Annotated in this window: 23 protein-coding genes; 14 read left to right on the top strand and 9 right to left on the bottom strand. The window is 70.4% G+C overall.

Going from position 1 to position 16,143, the window contains the following annotated elements:
- Positions 1 to 7: 7 nt before the first annotated feature.
- The 8 genes from ATK30_RS24375 to ATK30_RS24340 all read left to right on the top strand — a co-directional run bounded on the left by ATK30_RS24375 (position 8) and on the right by ATK30_RS24340 (position 4,738).
- Positions 8 to 793 carry a phytanoyl-CoA dioxygenase family protein gene (locus ATK30_RS24375; protein ID WP_013673490.1) on the top strand — a complete coding sequence of 262 codons (786 nt, stop codon included), beginning with the start codon at positions 8 to 10 and terminating at the stop codon, positions 791 to 793.
- Positions 790 to 1,269 (top strand): MerR family transcriptional regulator, encoded by a 480-nt coding sequence (locus ATK30_RS24370; protein WP_244194712.1) that lies wholly within the window; start codon positions 790 to 792, stop codon positions 1,267 to 1,269. The genes ATK30_RS24375 and ATK30_RS24370 overlap by 4 nt, the downstream gene beginning before the upstream one ends.
- A 10-nt stretch (positions 1,270 to 1,279) precedes the next feature.
- Positions 1,280 to 1,795 (top strand): hypothetical protein, encoded by a 516-nt coding sequence (locus tag ATK30_RS24365; protein ID WP_143271423.1) that lies wholly within the window; start codon positions 1,280 to 1,282, stop codon positions 1,793 to 1,795.
- A 144-nt stretch (positions 1,796 to 1,939) separates the two neighbouring features.
- Positions 1,940 to 2,416 (top strand): DUF6789 family protein, encoded by a 477-nt coding sequence (locus tag ATK30_RS24360; protein ID WP_013673487.1) that lies wholly within the window; start codon positions 1,940 to 1,942, stop codon positions 2,414 to 2,416.
- 117 nt (positions 2,417 to 2,533) lie between these two features.
- Entirely contained in the window at positions 2,534 to 3,079 is a 546-nt protein-coding gene (locus ATK30_RS24355; RefSeq protein ID WP_013673486.1) for an RNA polymerase sigma factor, read from the top strand.
- A complete protein-coding gene (locus ATK30_RS24350; RefSeq protein WP_013673485.1) occupies positions 3,066 to 3,746 on the top strand; it encodes a zf-HC2 domain-containing protein in 681 nt (226 codons plus the stop codon). The genes ATK30_RS24355 and ATK30_RS24350 overlap by 14 nt, the downstream gene beginning before the upstream one ends.
- A 69-nt stretch (positions 3,747 to 3,815) precedes the next feature.
- Positions 3,816 to 4,274 carry a hypothetical protein gene (locus ATK30_RS24345; RefSeq protein ID WP_013673484.1) on the top strand — a complete coding sequence of 153 codons (459 nt, stop codon included), beginning with the start codon at positions 3,816 to 3,818 and terminating at the stop codon, positions 4,272 to 4,274.
- An 86-nt stretch (positions 4,275 to 4,360) separates the two neighbouring features.
- Positions 4,361 to 4,738: a hypothetical protein gene (locus tag ATK30_RS24340; protein ID WP_101437558.1), complete on the top strand. Its 378-nt coding sequence runs from the start codon at positions 4,361 to 4,363 to the stop codon at positions 4,736 to 4,738.
- On the opposite strand, the gene ATK30_RS24335 is transcribed toward ATK30_RS24340, so the two are convergent.
- The 3 genes from ATK30_RS24335 to ATK30_RS24325 are packed head-to-tail and all read right to left on the bottom strand — an operon-like array spanning position 4,739 to position 7,537.
- Positions 4,739 to 6,952: a heavy metal translocating P-type ATPase gene (locus tag ATK30_RS24335; protein ID WP_013673482.1), complete on the bottom strand. Its 2,214-nt coding sequence runs from the start codon at positions 6,950 to 6,952 to the stop codon at positions 4,739 to 4,741.
- Between the two features lie 25 nt (positions 6,953 to 6,977).
- Entirely contained in the window at positions 6,978 to 7,190 is a 213-nt protein-coding gene (locus tag ATK30_RS24330) for a cation transporter (RefSeq protein WP_013673481.1), read from the bottom strand.
- Positions 7,187 to 7,537 (bottom strand): metal-sensitive transcriptional regulator, encoded by a 351-nt coding sequence (locus ATK30_RS24325; protein ID WP_013673480.1) that lies wholly within the window; start codon positions 7,535 to 7,537, stop codon positions 7,187 to 7,189. Before ATK30_RS24325 ends, ATK30_RS24330 begins: the two co-directional genes overlap by 4 nt.
- Positions 7,538 to 7,770: 233 nt before the next feature.
- Here ATK30_RS24325 and ATK30_RS24320 point away from each other — a divergent pair, with 233 nt between their 5' ends.
- Both ATK30_RS24320 and ATK30_RS24315 read left to right on the top strand, forming a co-directional pair.
- Entirely contained in the window at positions 7,771 to 8,301 is a 531-nt protein-coding gene (locus ATK30_RS24320; protein WP_013673479.1) for a protein disulfide oxidoreductase, read from the top strand.
- A gap of 5 nt (positions 8,302 to 8,306) precedes the next feature.
- Positions 8,307 to 9,173 carry a cytochrome c biogenesis CcdA family protein gene (locus ATK30_RS24315; protein ID WP_013673478.1) on the top strand — a complete coding sequence of 289 codons (867 nt, stop codon included), beginning with the start codon at positions 8,307 to 8,309 and terminating at the stop codon, positions 9,171 to 9,173.
- 1 nt (position 9,174) lies between these two features.
- Here ATK30_RS24315 and ATK30_RS24310 read toward each other — a convergent pair whose 3' ends face one another.
- The gene (locus ATK30_RS24310; protein WP_013673477.1) at positions 9,175 to 9,411 is read right to left on the bottom strand and encodes a hypothetical protein; all 237 of its coding nucleotides are present in this window, start codon (positions 9,409 to 9,411) and stop codon (positions 9,175 to 9,177) included.
- A 200-nt stretch (positions 9,412 to 9,611) separates the two neighbouring features.
- Here ATK30_RS24310 and ATK30_RS24305 point away from each other — a divergent pair, with 200 nt between their 5' ends.
- Entirely contained in the window at positions 9,612 to 9,956 is a 345-nt protein-coding gene (locus tag ATK30_RS24305) for a glutaredoxin domain-containing protein (RefSeq protein ID WP_013673476.1), read from the top strand.
- Here the strand turns inward: ATK30_RS24305 and ATK30_RS24300 are convergent.
- Genes ATK30_RS24300 through ATK30_RS24290 form a run of 3 tightly spaced genes read right to left on the bottom strand, consistent with a single transcriptional unit; the run spans position 9,953 to position 11,834 of the window.
- Complete coding sequence (locus ATK30_RS24300; protein WP_013673475.1) at positions 9,953 to 10,630, bottom strand: haloacid dehalogenase type II; 678 nt, start codon at positions 10,628 to 10,630, stop codon at positions 9,953 to 9,955. The two genes, ATK30_RS24305 and ATK30_RS24300, sit on opposite strands and share 4 nt — an antisense overlap.
- Positions 10,630 to 11,178, bottom strand: a complete 549-nt coding sequence (locus ATK30_RS24295) for a carboxymuconolactone decarboxylase family protein (protein ID WP_013673474.1) — start codon at positions 11,176 to 11,178, stop codon at positions 10,630 to 10,632. The genes ATK30_RS24300 and ATK30_RS24295 overlap by 1 nt, the downstream gene beginning before the upstream one ends.
- 38 nt (positions 11,179 to 11,216) lie before the next feature.
- Positions 11,217 to 11,834, bottom strand: a complete 618-nt coding sequence (locus tag ATK30_RS24290) for a TetR/AcrR family transcriptional regulator (protein WP_013673473.1) — start codon at positions 11,832 to 11,834, stop codon at positions 11,217 to 11,219.
- Positions 11,835 to 11,989: 155 nt separating this feature from the next.
- Here ATK30_RS24290 and ATK30_RS24285 point away from each other — a divergent pair, with 155 nt between their 5' ends.
- Together ATK30_RS24285 and ATK30_RS24280 are read left to right on the top strand one after the other, a co-directional pair.
- A complete protein-coding gene (locus tag ATK30_RS24285) occupies positions 11,990 to 13,435 on the top strand; it encodes a dihydrolipoyl dehydrogenase family protein (protein ID WP_101437557.1) in 1,446 nt (481 codons plus the stop codon).
- 70 nt (positions 13,436 to 13,505) lie between these two features.
- Positions 13,506 to 14,756: an MFS transporter gene (locus ATK30_RS24280; RefSeq protein WP_143271422.1), complete on the top strand. Its 1,251-nt coding sequence runs from the start codon at positions 13,506 to 13,508 to the stop codon at positions 14,754 to 14,756.
- Here ATK30_RS24280 and ATK30_RS24275 read toward each other — a convergent pair.
- Together ATK30_RS24275 and ATK30_RS24270 are read right to left on the bottom strand one after the other, a co-directional pair.
- On the bottom strand, positions 14,724 to 15,272 hold the full coding sequence (locus tag ATK30_RS24275) for a peroxiredoxin-like family protein (RefSeq protein WP_013673470.1): 549 nt from the start codon (positions 15,270 to 15,272) through the stop codon (positions 14,724 to 14,726). The genes ATK30_RS24280 and ATK30_RS24275 overlap by 33 nt on opposite strands.
- A 108-nt stretch (positions 15,273 to 15,380) precedes the next feature.
- A complete protein-coding gene (locus tag ATK30_RS24270; protein ID WP_233899430.1) occupies positions 15,381 to 15,785 on the bottom strand; it encodes a MerR family transcriptional regulator in 405 nt (134 codons plus the stop codon).
- A gap of 116 nt (positions 15,786 to 15,901) precedes the next feature.
- On the opposite strand from ATK30_RS24270, the gene ATK30_RS24265 reads away from it, so the two are divergent.
- Positions 15,902 to 16,126 (top strand): heavy-metal-associated domain-containing protein, encoded by a 225-nt coding sequence (locus ATK30_RS24265; RefSeq protein ID WP_013673468.1) that lies wholly within the window; start codon positions 15,902 to 15,904, stop codon positions 16,124 to 16,126.
- Positions 16,127 to 16,143 lie beyond the last annotated feature (17 nt).

Genomic DNA, 16,143 nt, shown 5'->3' with positions numbered 1-16,143 from the left:
GGCTGACGTGACCACCATCGACACCGCGCATGCCGCGGCCGAGCACACCGTGGAGGACTTCCGCGAGCGCGGCTTCACCCACGTGCCGAACCTGCTCACTCCCGACGAGGTGGCCCGGTTCCGCACCGCGGCCGAGGAAGCCCTCGCGGCACAGAGCAACACCGACGAGGAGTTCGGCACCCGCATCACGGCCACCACCGACGCCTGGGAACGCCACCCCGCCTTACGCGAACTCGCGCTCCACCCCCGGATCGGCGCGCTGGCCGAGCAGTTGGCCGGGATGCCGCTGCGGGTGTGGGGCGGCGAGGTGCTGCGCAAGGACCCCGGACACAGCGCCCCCACCGGCTGGCACGACGACTTGACCTTCGCGCTGCTGGACTCGCGGCTGATCTTCAACGCCTGGATCGCGCTGGTCGACGTGCCCGCCGAACGCGGCTGCCTGACCTTCCTGCCCGGCTCGCACCGCCGCGGCGGCCCGGACCGGGTCGAGCTGGCCGAGCACAAGTCCGATCCGGACAACTACTTGTTCACCCACTGGCCCGAGCTGCGCTGGAGCCACCGCGTCACCATCCCGCTGCGGGCCGGCGGCGCCACGTTCCACCAGGGCCGCACCGCGCACTACGCCTGTGCCAACGCCTCCACGGAGGTCCGACTGTCCTTTTTGGTCACGTTCACCGACGCCGACGCAACCTACCGGCCGCTGCCCGGCCACGACCCGCTCGACCTGAGCCCTGGCCAACCGCTGCCGGACCACCGCTACCCCCGAACACCCCGCCGGGACGACACCCGATGACCAGCGCCTGGCCGAAGCACCGTGAGCGGCTCGTCGCCGCGCCAGCAGGCACGCCGATGACGATCGGCGAGCTCTCGGCGCGGACCGGCGTGCCGGTGAAACGCCTGCGCCGCTACGACGACCTCGGCTTCCTCTACACGGTCGGGCGCAGCGCCGGGAACTTCCGGTTGTACGACGAATCCGCCCTGTGGTGCGTCCGCGCGGTCGAAACCTGGCGATCGCTCGGCCTGACCCTCGACGAGATCGGCGACCTCACCGAGGCCTACCTGACCCAGCCCGACGAGCCCATCGGTCCGCACCTCGCCCGGCAACTCCAGACTGTGCGGCACCGAACCCGTGCACGCATCGCCGAGCTGACGCAACTCCTCGACCGCATCGAGGAGTTCGAGACCCGCAACCGCGCCGCGCTCGCCGGCGAGTGGGACTTTCGTGAGACCGATCCCCGCTGCCATCTCCGATCCCATGGCCACGCTTGACTCTCCCCCGGTGGCAGATCGTACGGTCGCCGCGGAGGTGATCACCGTGACGGAGACATCGGCTCACGGGCGTGCGATCGGCACCTGGGGAACGGCGGCACGGCTGCTGGTCGGCGGATATCTAGTGGGCAGCGTCGTGGTCGGCTCCGTGACCGGGCATTTCCGGGTGGAGTCCTGGGTGCTGGGGCTGGTGGGCTTCCCGGTGCTGGCGCTCGGCTGGCAGGCATGGCGGGCCCGGCGTCGGCCCCAGCGACTCGTCGCGTACACCGGGCCGCTCGGCCACCTGCTCACGCTCGCGCTGTTCCTGCTTCTGTACGGCACAACCTGGTACGCCCCGCCGATCGGGTTCGTCAGCGACGCGGCCCTGCTGTTCTTCGGCTCATCGATGCTGCTCGCCGCCGGCCGCGGCTACTCCGGGTGCGAGGTGCTGGCCATCTCCAACTGGCTGCTGCGGCGTGACGACCAACTCGGCTGCGTCGTCTTCGACGCGGTCGACCGCCTAGGCAGCCGCAGAACCGTCGGCTGACCTTCCGCGAAGCGGCGGACACGCCAGGCGAGGGCGTAGGCGTTCCCCGGCCACTAGTGCCATCTTGCTGACACTTCTGGCCGGCTCGCCAGTGCAAGCGGGTTTCGCGCGGTGACAAGGAATCCGATTGTCCCGGAGGACGCGATGAACAAGCAGGCACTCACCCGCGGCGCGCTGGCCGGCATGGCCGGCGGCGTGGTCATGGCGATGTGGTCGATGATCGTGCTGTTGCTGACCGGGTCCGGTTTCTGGACTCCGCTCAACCTCATCGCGCACACGCTGTGGCGTTCCGCGCCGCTGGACGCGCGCTTCAGCATCGGCGGGCTGGTGATCGGGCTGGTCGTGCACATGATGATGTCGATGGTGCTGGGCATGGTGCTCGCCGCGGTCGTCGGAGCCGTCAAGCCGCTCGGCGGCGACCAGGTGCGACGGGCCGCGACGGGCATGGTGTTCGGCATCGTCGTCTGGCTGGTCATGCAGTACGCCGTGTGGAAGGCAGTGGATCCCGCGGCCGCGCCGTTGTTCACGCCGTGGGTGTTCGCGCTCGGGCATCTGATGTACGGCGCGGTCGCCGGGCTGGGGCTGGTTCGGACGCCGGCCGAGCGGCACGCAGCGGTGTAGCGCCAACGCGACCGTGGTGATCGCGGCCGCTTGCGGTGCACCGCCGCAAGCGGCCGACGCAATCATCGGACAGCTCCTGGCGTCTATGGTGATGTGCGGGTAGATGGGACCGGGCGGATGCGTGGCAACGGCGGTGAGGCACACCGGGCGTTCCTGGACGCGACCCTGCCGCATCTGGAGGCCCTGTACCGGATCGCGCGGCACGCGGCGGCCGACCCGGCGCAGGCCGACGACCTGGTGCAGGAAACCTACCTGCGGGCGTTCACCCACTTCGATCAGCACCACGGCGACAACACGCGGGCGTGGCTGGCGGCGATCTGCCTGAACCTGGCCCGTTCGCAGGCCCGATCAGCGTCGCGTCGGCCGGTCGAGGTGCCGGAATCCGAGGCCGGCGAGGTCGTCGCCCCGGACGCAGTGGACGAGCAGGCGATCGCCACGCTGGACCGAGCCGAGATCGAGACAGCGCTGGCACGGCTGCCGGAGCCACAGCGGTGGTGCGTGCTGCTGATGGACGTGGCCGGCTACACCGTGCGGGAGACGGCCGAGATCCTGCAGTGCCCGCGCGGCACGGTGCTGGCCAGGGTGCACCGCGGGCGGCGCAAGCTGGCCGTGCTGCTGGCCGGCACCCGGAACCCGGCGGGAGGCGATCATGGACAGGCATGAGCGGTCGCTGGCCGCGTTCCTCGCCGGAGAACTGGACGAGCGGTCCGCCGCCGAGTTCGACGCGCACCTGCTCGACTGCGCTGACTGCTGGCGCGCGGTGCGGGAAGACCGGGCCGGACGCGCGGCCGCGGCCCGGTTGCGGGACGCGGCGCCCTACGACCTGGCCGACCGGGTCAGCATGGCGGTCGGACTGGCCGCCCGGCCCCGCCCGGCGCGCCGACGGGGACGATGGCTCGCGGCGGGCGCGCTCGCGGTGGCGGCCGCGGTGATCGGGCTGGTCGTACTCGCGCTGCCCGGACGCAGTGCCGATCCGCCGGCGATCACCGCGGTGGTGGCGGCCACGCAACGCATCCCCGTGCCGACCGGCCAGCCCATCCCGCCCGGCACGGGGCCGGTCGCCCACGGGCAAGGCTGGACCGTGCGGGCCGGCGTGGGCGAGCTGCGGCTGCAGTACTACCGCCTCGACGGCGTCGACGTGCTCCTCGCGCACGCCGACCGGCCGGTCGGAACACCCGAGGACGCCCAGCACGCACCACCCGGTGACATGCCGTGGACCGTCGACCGCGACGGGATCACCGTGTATTGCCCGCACGATGACGTGCTGGTCGCCGCCGCGCTCCCGGCCGACCGGCTGGTCGCCCTGGCCCAGCGCCTGCCCGCGAATTGAGCGCAATCACCGGCTTCGCCACGGCGTCTCCATACCTGACAGCACTTTCCTGGCAGTGAGGAGCCGATCATGTCCACCACCGCGCACCTGAGCGGGACCGGTACCCGCATCGCCAACGGAGCCATCGCCGGGGTAGCCGGCGGCGTCGTCTTCGGCGTGCTGATGGCGATGATGGGCATGCTGCCGATGGTCGGGATGCTCATCGGCGTCGACAACGCCGTCGTCGGATTCGTGGTGCACCTGGTCAACTCCGCGGTGATCGGCGCCATCTTCGCGGTGCTGGCCTGGCCGCTGGCCGGCAAGATCGGCCCGCTGCTCGGCGCCGGTGTGGTGTACGGGGTGGTGTGGTGGGTGCTCGGCGCGCTGCTGATCATGCCGCTGTGGTTGAGTGTGACCGCCGACCCGATGATGAAGGGCATGGTCTTCCACGTCGGCAACGACCAGTGGCTCAGCCTCATGGGCCACGTCCTCTACGGCCTGGTCACCGCCGGAGTGCTGTACGGGCTCCGCCGCCGCGCCACCTCGTGACCGTGTGTGTCGTCTCGCTGACATTCCCGTGGCGAACCGCGGGGCGGCCGGGCTGAGATGGTCGGCAGTATCCCGAATGGAGCATCGTGACCACGTCCGACCGTGAGACGTCCAAAAAAGCCAAGGCCGATCGGCTGCCGGTGTGGCGGATCGGCCTGGCCGGCGGGTTGGTGGGCATCCTCTGCTGCGTCGGCCCGACCGTGCTGGCGCTGCTCGGCCTGGTGACCGCCGGAACCGCGTTCGCGTGGGCGACGAATCTCTACAACGGCTACGCGTGGTGGTTCCGGCTCGGCGGGTTGGCCGTGCTGGCGGGTCTGGTGTGGCTGTCCTTGCGGCGCCGCAACCAGTGCAGCGTCGCCGGGATGCGGCGCTGGCGGTGGCGGCTGCTCGCCGTCCTCGGGATCGCTGTCGGCACGTACGCCGCGTTGTACGCGCTGACGACCTGGCTGGGCACCTTCGCCTGATCAGCGACGGCCGAAGCGACGCAGCCGCAGCGAGTTGGTGACCACGCTGACCGAGGAGAAGCCCATGGCCGCGCCCGCGATGACCGGGTTGAGCAGCCCGAGCGCGGCCAGCGGGATGGCGGCGGTGTTGTAGCCGAACGCCCAGCCGAGGTTCTGGTAGATGGTGCGCAGCGTGCGGCGAGACAGGTGGATCGCCTCCACGACACCGTCGAGCCGGCCCGACATCAGCGTGATGTCGGAGGACTCGATGGCCACGTCGGTCCCGGTGCCGATGGCGATCCCGAGGTCGGCCTGCACCAGGGCGGGTGCGTCGTTGACGCCGTCACCGACCATCGCCACCACCCGGCCTTCATCTTGCAGCCGCCGCACTTCGCTGACCTTGTCTTCCGGCAGAACCTCGGCCAGCACCCGGTCAATGCCCACCTGCTCGGCGATCGCCGCCGCGGTGCGCGCGTTGTCGCCGGTGATCATCGCGACGTGCAGGCCCATGCCGTGCAACCGGCGGACCACGTCGACGGCGTCGTCCTTGACGGTGTCGGCGACCCCGAGGACGCCGCGAACGTCGCCGTCCCATCCGGCATACACGACGGTGCGACCCTGCTGTTCGAGTTCGTCGGCGCGCCGGGCAAGCTCGTCCGGCAGCCGCAGGTCTTGTTCGTCGACGAGCTTGCGGCGGCCGACCAGGGCGGTGTGCCCATCGACCTGGGCACGCACACCGTGCCCGGCCACATTCGCGAATTCCTCCGCACACGGCAGGCGGAGACTCCGCTCTGCCGCACCGGCGACAACGGCGGCGCCGATGGGATGTTCGGAACCCGCTTCGACCGCGGCCGCGTAACGCAGTACCTCGTCCGGATCCTGGCCTGTGGCCGGGACGAGGTCGGTGAGCCGCATCCGGCCCCGGGTCAGGGTGCCGGTCTTGTCGAACACCACGGTGTCGATCTTCTTAGAGCCTTCCAGCACGTCGGCGCCCTTGACCAGGATGCCCAGGTCGGCGCCGCGGCCGGTGCCGACCATGATCGCCGTGGGAGTGGCCAGACCCAGCGCGCACGGGCAGGCGACGATCAACACCGCCACCGCCGCGGTCATCCCACCGACCGGGTCGCCGGCGAACAGCGCCCATCCGGCGAACGTCAGCAGGGCGACGCCGATCACCACCGGCACGAACACCGCAGAGACCCGGTCGGCCAGCCGCTGCACGGGCGCCTTGCCGCCCTGGGCCTGCTCGACCAGGCGCACGATCTGCGCGAGCGCGGTGTCCGCGCCGACCGCCGTGGCGCGCACGGTCAGTACCCCGTCGGTGTTGACCGTCGCCCCAGCCACGTGATCGCCCGGATTCTTCTCACTGGGAACCGATTCGCCGGTCAGCATCGACTCGTCGACCGCGGCGCGGCCCTCGGTCACCGCGCCGTCGACCGGGATCTTCTCGCCGGGCCGCACCCGCACGAGGTCCCCGGCGCGGACCTGCTCGACCGGAACGGAGGTTTCTTCGCCGTCGACGAGCAGCCGTGCTTTTTTGGCGCCCAGTTGCAGCAGGCTGCTGATCGCAGCCGAGGCGCGGCCACGGGCGCGGGCTTCGAAATAGCGGCCCAGCAGCAGGAACGCGATGATCAACGCTGCGGTGTCGAAGAACAGGTGCCCGCCGGCGAACAATTCGTAGGTCGAGTAGGTGAACGCGGTGAGCGTGCCCATCGCGATCAGCGTGTCCATGTTCGCGGAAAACGTGCGCGCCCGCTGCGCGGCAACCGTCAGGAAGGGCCAGCCGGCGACGAACTGCACCGGGACCGTGGCAGCGAACGCGGCCCACCGTGCCCAGCCTTGGTCGCCGAAGATCATGGTCAGTGCGAACACCGCCAGCCCCAGTGGCCAGGCCAGCCACACCCGCCACAGCCACGTCCGGCGCTCCCGCTCGTTCTCCTCGTCCCCGCGGGCGGGGTGGCTGGGCGTGACCGGCTCCAGCTGATAGCCGATCCGATCAGCGGCCGCCTGCAGCGTGTCCACGGTGGCCTCGCCGGGCCGGTAGTCCACGTGCGCGGCACCGGTCGCGAAGTTGACCTGTGCCTGGTCCACCCCTGGTTGCTTGGCCAGCGTCTTCTGCACGCGCACCGCGCAGGAGGCGCACGTCATGCCCTCGACGGTGAAATCGACCCGCTGTGCCTGGACCGCGCCTGCGGTCTCGGTCGCGCGCACCGCCTCGGTCGCACCTCGTGTCATGGTCGTCCTCCTCGGCCGATTCCGTTCACCGGTGGCCAGCGACGTCGTAGCCCTGGTCCTCGATGACCTCGACCAGCTGGTCCGGTCCCACCCGGTCGTCGTGGCGGACGGTCACCGTCTTGGCAGGCACGTCCACCTCCACCGCGGCCACCCCGGCCACCTGGCCGACCGCGCCTTCGATCGCGTTCTTGCAGGTCTCGCAAGACACCTCGGGAACCGAACATGTCGTAGTCGTCATGCAGTGCTCCCTTCCTCGACACGTTCGGGCTCACCCACGGCGGCACCGGTCAAGCGACCGTCTGGGCCGGTCAGGGCCGGGCTGAACTTCACCGCGTCGATCAACTCGTCGATCGCCGCCTGCCCACGCCCACCGAGCACCGCGTCGGAGAAGCAGGTCTCCAGGTGGTTGTGCAACATGACCCGGTTCGCTCTCTCCAGCGAGGACTGCACCGCGGAAATCTGCTTCATCACATCGACGCAGTAAGCGTCGGATTCGAGCATCCGGATGATCCCGTCCAGATGCCCGCGCACCGTCTTCAGGCGGTTCAGCGCCGCCCGCTTCTTCGCCGTCAGTTCCTGGCTCATCGCGTCCTCACCTTCGGTCATCACCCGTACAACGCCGTGACGCCATCGAGTGTTCCCACCCCACCCGGGGTGGGGTGTCCGGTAGGACGACCCGGACCGGCCGCGACGAACTCCGGGGTGATGACGCCGCTGGGCCGCGCATGAACACGAACAGGGTCGGCTCGCTGACACTTCAGCTGACTCGCTCCCGCCGGCCTGCTCGACTGAGCCGGTCATCGCAGCGGGAGGTATCGGTGAAGGCTGGCGTGCGGATACTGAGCCTGGCGCTGATCACGATTGCCGTGGCGGCAGGATGCGGGCGACCGGCCGACAGCGGCGAGCAACGCCAGGCCGCGCCAGCCGAGCAAAGCAACGCAGCGCCCGACGCGCTGAAGTTCACCGCGACGACGGTCGACGGCCAGCGGTTCTCCGGGGAGAGCTTGGCCGGTAAACCGGCGGTGCTGTGGTTCTGGGCGTCGTGGTGTCCGGTCTGCCAGGGTGAATCGGCCGGGGTCGAGAAGGTCGCGCAGGCCAATAGCACCGTCACGTTCGTCGGAGTTGCCGCGCTCAGCGATGCGCCGGCAATGCGGGAGTTCGTCACCCGGTACGGCATCGGCTCGTTCACCAACCTCGCCGACACCGACGCGTCCGTGTGGCAGCGGTTCGGCGTGACCTCTCAGCCCGCCTACGCCTTCGTCCGTCCAAACGGGACGGTCGAGACGGTCAAGAGCGGCCTGTCCGAGGACGAACTCGCCGCCCGCGTACACCAGCTCGCTGGGACGTAGGGCGGATGGTGGATACCTCGACCCTGGGGTTCGCGTTGGCCGCAGGCCTGGTGGCGGCGTTGAATCCGTGTGGTTTCGCGATGCTGCCCAGCTATTTGACCCTGGTCGTGCTCGGCGCCGGTGACCGCCAGAGCCGATCGGTCGTGGTGGGCAGGGCGCTGGCCGCGACAGCAGCCATGGCCGCCGGTTTCCTCGTGGTGTTCGCCGTGTTCGGGTTGATCGTGGCGCCGCTGGCCAGCCAGGTGCAGCGGTACCTGCCCATCGTCACCATCGTGATCGGCGCGGCCCTGCTCGGGCTGGGCGGCTGGCTGCTGGCCGGCCGGGAGATCACCCTGATGCTGCCCAAACCCCGCAAAGGCGCGCCGACAGCAGGGCTGCGCTCGATGTTCGGCTACGGACTCGCCTACGCGATCGCGTCGCTGTCGTGCACCATCGGCCCGTTCCTGGCCGTCACCGCCGCCACCTTCCGCGCCGGCTCCGTTGTCGGAGGTGTGCTGGCCTATCTCAGCTATGCCGCGGGCATGGCGCTGGTGGTGGGTGTGCTGGCGGCCGGGATCGCGCTGGCCGGGGCTGGAATCGCCACCCGCGCGCGTCGGCTGTTGCCCTATGTCAACCGCATCAGCGGTGGTCTGCTCGTTCTGGTCGGTCTGTACGTCGGCTACTACGGAATCTACGAAACCCGCCTGTACTTCGGTGGCGGTGACGCCCGTGACCCGGTGATCGACGCCGCGGCCAGCGTTCAGCAGGCGGTGGCCGGGTGGATCGACGCGATCGGTGTCGTCCCGTTCCTGGCCGCCCTTGCCGTCATCGTGGTCGCGGCCGTCGGCGTGCGCCGCCGTCGTCGGGCAGCGAAAACCCGCACCCCGGAATGAGCTACGCCGCCGAGGATGCGCCGGCACTGGGGGCGTGCCGGAGCCGATGAGCGTGGCGTCGCGCGGCAGCGGCCACCGCGGCAGCGCGATCGGCGTCGGCGGCCGTCGTGCTCGCCTCAGCGATGTGGTCGAACAAGCGGGCTTTCCGCTCGTACCAGGCCGCAGTGTCCTCGGCTGATGCCGCCGGGGCGGGAATCGCCCGGAGCAGCGCTCCCATCTCGCTGAGCACTGTGTCCATGCCGCGACCTCCTCGCCGACTCGTGTGTCCGGTGTGCCTGGGTTAACGGCTCGCGGTCGGCTGGTCGTGCGGCAGTGTCAGCGGCCGGACACTGCATGGCCGGGAAAGACTGTCGTGACGCAGACACTCGGCACGCGCATCGGCTGATGTGGCGTGTTCAGTACAGGGACAGCGCTCGACGGCTCGGGAGGTCGCGGAGAATGCCTGACGTCGTGGTGTATTGGCGGCCGGGTTGTGGGTTCTGCGCGCATTTGCGGAGCCAGCTCGACCGCGCCGGAATTCCGTATCAACCGATCAACATCTGGGAAGACCCGGCCGCGGCGGCGACGGTGCGGTCGATTGCGCGGGGCAACGAGACCGTGCCGACGGTCGTCATCGGCGGGCAGGGGCTGGTGAACCCGAGCTTGCGCGAGGTGCAGGCGGCGATGCTCGTGGAGGTGCCGGGCACGGACCGGCCGACTGCGGCAGTGCCCGGCCCCGCTCGCCGCCCGTCGTCAGGTCTGCTGGGGTCGCTGCTGGACAAGGTGCGCAACTTCGGGCGCTAGGAACCAGCAGGCAGCACCACGAGGCCTTGGGCGACCTCGACAAGGTCCGCGCCGACGACGTCCGCGGGTGCGAAGATCGCGGCGTAGTGGCCTTCGAGCCGGCTGGCCCATCCCGTGGTCAGGCCTACCCGGTGTGCGCCGTGGCAATCGAACGCGTGCACTGCGACCAGGGCGGCCTGCTCGGCCACGCAGCCCGTCTTCTCCAGTGCGTAGTGGTAGACCCGCGCGGGTGGCTTCCAGCTGCGCACGTCAGCGACAGACAGCACCTGCTCGACATACGTCGCCAACCCGGTGCGCTGTAAGAAATCCTGAGCGGTCCGCGCCGCTCCATTGCTCAGGCACACCACGCGGATGCCGTGCTCGGCCAGCAGCCGCAGCGCCGGCTCGACGTCGGGGTGCGCTGGCAGCTCGGCGAATCCGGCCAGGACGTGCTCGACGGCGTCGTCGCCGACCGCGCCGCGCGTCAGGGTGCGCAGCGCGGCCGCGGCGACCGTGGGAAACGGTTCGTAGTACCCGGCCAGCGTCAGCGCCATGCCGTCGCGCAGCAGCCGGTCGAACCAGCGCTCCAGCAATTCCGGTGGTGCGCCGACTTCGCGGAAGCGGTGTCGCAACGGCTCCAGCGACATCAGGGTTTCCACTACGTCGAAGGCCACGACGCGCGGGCGGTTCGGCATCAGGCTTCCCAAGCCTGTGCGGTGAACGCGTCGTCGAGCGGGGTGTGGGCGAGGTGGTTGATGTAGTTGGACAGGGTCTTCATCGCGACGCCGACGATGATGTCCAGGATCTGCCGCTGCGCGAACCCCGCGGCCAGGAACTGCTGCACCTCGTCCTCGGGCACGTTGCCCTGCTCGGCGACCACGGCGTGGGCGAACCGGCGGATGGCTTCCAGCTGGGGATCGCCGAGTGGCTTGCCTTTGCGCAGCGCGGTGACCGTTTCACTGTCCACACCGGACCGCAGGGCGTTGGTGGAGTGCACGGCCATGCAGTAGTGGCAGGCGTTGTAGCGGCTGACGGTGAGCCACACGACGTCCTGGCCGCCCTTGGGCAGCGACGTCTTCCGGAACTGCTCCGACAGTCCCTGGTACGCGTTGAACGCCTGCGGCGACTCGGCCATGATGCCGTACAGGTTCGGGATGAACCCGAGACTCTGGTGGATCTTTTCCAGCGCCGGGGCCACCTCGGCCGGGGCGGTGTGCTCGTCGTGGATCGTGAACTCCGTCATCGATTTCCTCCGTGTTGTCGGGTTGAGCGTTGCCGGATTCAGCGCGGCCACGTGTCGGTGGTGTCGCCGGGACGGCGTAGCGCGTTCAGGGCCGCGGCGACCGCGCTGCGCAGGGTCGAGGCGTCCGCGCCGGCCCGCGAGCGCAGGTTGACGCCCTGCGCCACCAGAACGAGGTGTTCGGCGGCGGTGTCCAGGTCGAGGTCCGGGCGGAGCTGGCCCAGCCCGTTAGCCGAGCCGAGCGCGGTCCGTAGCGCGTCCCGCACCCGCCGGTGATGCTCGGTGAGCACGTCCCGGAACGCCTCGTCGCGGGGTGTGCCGTTCGTCTGGAGATTGGTGGCCAGACAGCCCCAGCGAGCCCGCGGCCCCGTGCAGCGCGCGGTGATCAGCCCGCCGAAGAATTCGGCAATCGTCGGCAAGCCTCGCCCGCCGTTTTCCAAGGCGGCGAAGGCCGGTGCCGCGTGCTCGGCCAGATACCGGTGCAGTGCGGCCAGGCACAGGTCCTGCTTGCTGCCGAACGTGGCATACAGGCTGGACCGGCTGATGCCGGTGGTGTCCACGATGTCGGCGATCCCGGTGTCGGCCCAGCCCCGTTGCCACAGCAGCTGCGTCACCGCGCCGATGACCGCCGAGGGATCGAAATGCTTGACGTCTGGCACCGGGCACCTCCAACCTGGACCGCTCATTCCAGGACGCCCCGCTGGTATCGATGGCGCCAATCGCAGTGTCTGGTCGCTGACAAACTCCGCTCGCTGGGCGGGCCGGGTCTGGTGTGCTTGAGGATGAGTCCGGGGCTCGGCAAGGAGGGCGCAGCGTGACGCGAGGCAGTGACAGGGCCGACCTGGTCATCGTCGGTGGGGGAACCGCCGGCATCATCGCCGCCAAGACCGCCGGCGGGCTCGGCGCGCGGGTGGTGCTGGTGGAGCGCGACCGTACCGGTGGTGACTGCCTGTGGACCGGGTGCGTGCCAAGCAAGTCGCTGATCGCAGCGGCCCGTGCCGCCCAGAGCATGCGCACGGCGGGACGGTTCGGGATCACTCCGGTCGAGCCGCAGGTCGACTTCGCGGCCGTGATGGCCCACGTCCGGGGGGCGATCGAGCGGATCGAGCCGGTCGACTCGCCCGCGGCGCTCACCGACGCCGGCGCCGAAGTCATCGCCGGTACCGCGGTGTTCACCGGCCCCGACGAACTCCAGGTCGACGGCCGGTCGCTGCGGTTCCGGCACGCGCTGATCGCCACCGGCTCCGCCCCGGCGCTCCCGCCGGTGCCCGGCCTGGCCGAGGCGGAGCCGCTAACCAGTGACACGGTGTGGGACCTGGTCGAGCTACCGGCGCGGCTGGCCGTGCTGGGTGGTGGCCCGATCGGCTGCGAGCTGGGGCAGGCCTTTGCCCGACTGGGTGCCGAGGTGACCATTATCGAGGCCACTGACCGTCTCGTGCCGCGGGAAGAACCCCGGGCCGCGATCGTATTGTCGGCGGCGCTATCGGCGGACGGCGTCCGCGTGCTGACCTCGACCACCGTCACGAAAGCCGCTGAGCAGGCGGAAGAGGTGCGTCTGGACCTCACGGGCCGCGCCGGCACGAGCGTGCTCGATGTCGACAGGCTTCTCGTCGCGACCGGCCGCCGCCCGCGCACCGACGGGCTCGGACTGGAGACGGCCGGGGTGCACGTGAACGAGCACGGGTACGTGGCCGTGGACGCCAAGCTGCGCACCAGCAACCGCCGCATCTACGCGGCCGGCGACGTCACCGGGGCACCGGCGTTCACCCATGTCGCCGGGATGCACGGCAGCATCGCCGCCACCAACGCGCTGCTCGCCCCGGTGCGCCGCATCGACCACGACACGATTCCCTGGGTGACCTTCACCGACCCCGAGATCGCCCACGTCGGCCTCACCGAAGACCAAGCCCGCCAGCGTCACGGCGACGCGGTCCGGGTCCGGCTGCTGCGCCACGAGCATGTCGACCGCGCGATCGTCGAAGACGACACTGACGGCTTCACCCAGGTCGTCCTCGACGCCAAGGGCCGGGTGCTCGGCGCGACGATCGTCGCACCACGGGCCGGCGAGATGATCGCCGAGCTCACCGGCCTTGTCGCCCGTCGCGGTCGATTGCGGGATCTCGCCTCGATGATCCATCCCTACCCGGCCTGGTCCGACGGCGTCTGGAACGCCGCCATCGCCGAGTCGAGCGACGCACTCCAGACACCGGCCAAGCGCCGCCTCACCGGTGCCCTGCTGCGCCTGCGCCGGGCCCGGTGACACCCCCGACACCGGCAACTCGGCCCCGTGGATTCTCTGGCGGACTCCGGGATTCGGTCGGCTGCTGCGTGTGCGGGTGGTCTCCCTGGCTGCCGACGGGCTGTTTCAGACCAGTCTGGCGGGCTCGATCTTCTTCAGCCCCGAGCGTGCCACCACCGCGGGGCAGGCCGCGGCCGGTTTCGCGACGCTGCTGCTGCCCTACAGCGTGATCGGCCCGTTCACCGGGCCGCTGCTCGACCGCTGGCGACGCACCCGCGTGCTCGTGCTCGGCAACGCGGCCCGGACCGTGATCGTGGTGGCCGCGGCGATCGCGCTGTCGGCGACGGGGCCGGTCGGGCCGGTGTTCTTCCTCGCCGCGTTGACGGCGGTGAGTCTCGGCCGGTTGCACAGCGCGGCCGCGCTGGCGGCCCTGCCGCACGTGGTGGCCGGTGAGCGGCTGGTGCTGGCCAACTCGGTGTGGACCGTCGCCGGGCTGACCGGCGGCGCCGTGGGCACCGGAGTAGGACTCGGGATCCGCTATCTCGGTCATGCCACCGACTCCGCAGCCGCCGTGTCCACCTTGATCGCGGCGGGTGTGTACGCGGCGGCGGCGCTGCTGGCCGCCACGTTTCCCGCTACGGCGCTCGGTCCGACAGACGCGGCGCGCTCGGCAGCGTGGACGCTGACGCGCACTCTGCGCGACCTCGCTGACGGCGGCCGGGAGGTGGCCGCTCATCGTCCTGTGGCCGCCGCGCTCGTGGCGATCGGCGCGCACCGGTTGTTCTACGGGGTGTCCACGATCGCCACCTTGCTGCTCTACCGCAACTACTTCACCGACTCCGGCCTGTTGCGTGCTGGTCTCGCCGGTGCGGCGCAAGTCGTCGCCGCGGCCGCCCTGGGCACGCTTCTCGCCGCGGCCGTCACCCCGGTGATCACCCGGCGCTGGTCGTCGCGCGGGTGGATCACGGCGTTGTTCGCGGTCGCCGCGGTCGTCCAAGTGGCCTTCGGGCTGCCCTACCGCATGGCGCCGCTGCTGGTGGCCGCCGTCGTCCTGGGCGTGGTCGCGCAGGGCAGCAGGATCTGTGTGGAGAGCATCCAGCAGGCACGCATCGCCGACCGCTTCCGCGGCCGGGTGTTCTCCTTCTACGACGCGGTGTTTAACGCCACGTTCGTCGCCGCTGCCGCGGTCGCCGCGCTCGTGCTGCCGGACAGCGGCAAGTCCTACCCAGTACTGGCCGTCATCGCGGGCGGCTACGCCCTGATCGCGGTCTGGTACGCCGTGGCCAGCCGAGAAGCTCGGGGAAAGTCGTTACGATGTCGCAGAGATTCGACCGACGGCTGAGCGGATGGCCTCGATCGTGGGGTAGTCACCGAGCGTCTTTCCTCGATGCAGGAACCGAATCGTGCCGTCGGTGTCCACAATGGCCAGACCGGGTGCTTGGAGCGGGTGCCCGGTGATGCGGCCCTGCCGAGCCCTCCGCGCAGCGAGCAGGTAGTTCCGCCAAGTCACCGGTTGCAGCAGCATCCACCAGCGAATACGGCGAACATCCAGTGCCCGGTACAGGTCGTGCCGCGGATCCAGCAGCAACGGAAACCCGATGCCGTGCTCCATCAGGTGCCGTGCCTGGTAGTCGGCCGCACCGCCGACGCCGACCAGCCGCACTCCGGCGTCGTGCAGTTCGTCGCGGATCTCGTTGAGCTCGGAGAGAAACGCACGGCAGGGCATGCATCCGTAGTAGCGGACCAGCGGCAGCAGCACTGGCCGGTCGGACAGGCTGGCCAGCTCCACGGGCGTGCCATCGACGTCGTAGAGAGTGATCGGGCCGATCTGATCGCCCACTCCTGCAAGACGGTGCATCCGAATCCTCCGGTCCCGACGTATCCCGGCAGTTTTCGACCGCGGCGAGGACACGTCAACGACTCTGTCAGCCAGATGACATCCGGCGTGACGTGCGGCCTCGGCGGGTCAGCCGGCGTCGGCGGTTTCGATGATGCGGCAGACGAGGGCCTCCTCGCCGCGGCGTTGGCTGTCACGCGCGGCGCGGCGGGCCTCGACGAGCGTGCGGCGCATCGCGCGCAGATCCTGAACCTTGCGGTCGAGCTCAGCGATGTGGGCGTCGAGGAGGGTGGTGACCCGCTCGCACGGGGTGGCGCCGCAGCGCTGCAGGTCCAGGATGTCCTTGATCTCCGCCAGGGTCAGGTCCAGCGCCTTGGCCTGGCGGATGAACCGCAGCACGGCCACGTCGTCCTGGGTGAAGGTCCGGTAGCCGGCGTCGGTGCGCTGGGCGGGCGGCAGCAGGCCTGTGGACTCCCACAGCCGGACTGCTTTCGCGCTGACTCCGGCCGCCTCGGCGGCGGCACCGACAGTCATCTCCACGACTGCCTCCTTTCCCTGACACGGCCAGCCTTGACCTTACCCCTCGGGCAAGGTTTTAGCGTGGTTGCGACGAGAGAAAGAGCAGCTCAGGACCGTGGAGGAGGCTCGTGATGGAGTCATGGGTATTGCGGGTGGAAGGGATGTCGTGCACCGGCTGTGCGCAGCGGATCGGCACCGTGCTGCACCGGGTCGAGGGCGTATCCGGCGTAGTTGCCGACCACACCCGCGGGCGCGTCGAGGTCCGCGTCGACCCGGGCACCGCCGATCGCGCCGTGCTGGTCGAGCGGATCGAGGCCGCCGGCTTCCGCGTCATCGAGCAAGAGACGACCGAATGAGACACCCTCTGTCAACC

The sequence above is a fragment of the Amycolatopsis echigonensis genome, assembly GCF_002846615.1.
Taxonomy (GTDB): domain Bacteria; phylum Actinomycetota; class Actinomycetes; order Mycobacteriales; family Pseudonocardiaceae; genus Amycolatopsis; species Amycolatopsis echigonensis.
The sequence above is the reverse complement of the archived record's forward strand: the minus strand, read 5'-3'. Positions and strand labels throughout refer to the sequence as shown.

Coding starts and splice junctions, on each gene's coding strand:
- ATK30_RS24370 (WP_244194712.1), top strand. CDS start 790: ATGACCAGCGCCTGGCCGAAGCACCGTGAGCGGCTCGTCGCCGCGCCA.
- ATK30_RS24360 (WP_013673487.1), top strand. CDS start 1,940: ATGAACAAGCAGGCACTCACCCGCGGCGCGCTGGCCGGCATGGCCGGC.
- ATK30_RS24355 (WP_013673486.1), top strand. CDS start 2,534: ATGCGTGGCAACGGCGGTGAGGCACACCGGGCGTTCCTGGACGCGACC.
- ATK30_RS24350 (WP_013673485.1), top strand. CDS start 3,066: ATGGACAGGCATGAGCGGTCGCTGGCCGCGTTCCTCGCCGGAGAACTG.
- ATK30_RS24345 (WP_013673484.1), top strand. CDS start 3,816: ATGTCCACCACCGCGCACCTGAGCGGGACCGGTACCCGCATCGCCAAC.
- ATK30_RS24335 (WP_013673482.1), bottom strand. CDS start 6,952: ATGACACGAGGTGCGACCGAGGCGGTGCGCGCGACCGAGACCGCAGGC.
- ATK30_RS24330 (WP_013673481.1), bottom strand. CDS start 7,190: ATGACGACTACGACATGTTCGGTTCCCGAGGTGTCTTGCGAGACCTGC.
- ATK30_RS24325 (WP_013673480.1), bottom strand. CDS start 7,537: ATGAGCCAGGAACTGACGGCGAAGAAGCGGGCGGCGCTGAACCGCCTG.
- ATK30_RS24315 (WP_013673478.1), top strand. CDS start 8,307: ATGGTGGATACCTCGACCCTGGGGTTCGCGTTGGCCGCAGGCCTGGTG.
- ATK30_RS24310 (WP_013673477.1), bottom strand. CDS start 9,411: ATGGACACAGTGCTCAGCGAGATGGGAGCGCTGCTCCGGGCGATTCCC.
- ATK30_RS24305 (WP_013673476.1), top strand. CDS start 9,612: ATGCCTGACGTCGTGGTGTATTGGCGGCCGGGTTGTGGGTTCTGCGCG.
- ATK30_RS24300 (WP_013673475.1), bottom strand. CDS start 10,630: ATGCCGAACCGCCCGCGCGTCGTGGCCTTCGACGTAGTGGAAACCCTG.
- ATK30_RS24295 (WP_013673474.1), bottom strand. CDS start 11,178: ATGACGGAGTTCACGATCCACGACGAGCACACCGCCCCGGCCGAGGTG.
- ATK30_RS24275 (WP_013673470.1), bottom strand. CDS start 15,272: ATGCACCGTCTTGCAGGAGTGGGCGATCAGATCGGCCCGATCACTCTC.
- ATK30_RS24270 (WP_233899430.1), bottom strand. CDS start 15,785: ATGACTGTCGGTGCCGCCGCCGAGGCGGCCGGAGTCAGCGCGAAAGCA.
- ATK30_RS24265 (WP_013673468.1), top strand. CDS start 15,902: ATGGAGTCATGGGTATTGCGGGTGGAAGGGATGTCGTGCACCGGCTGT.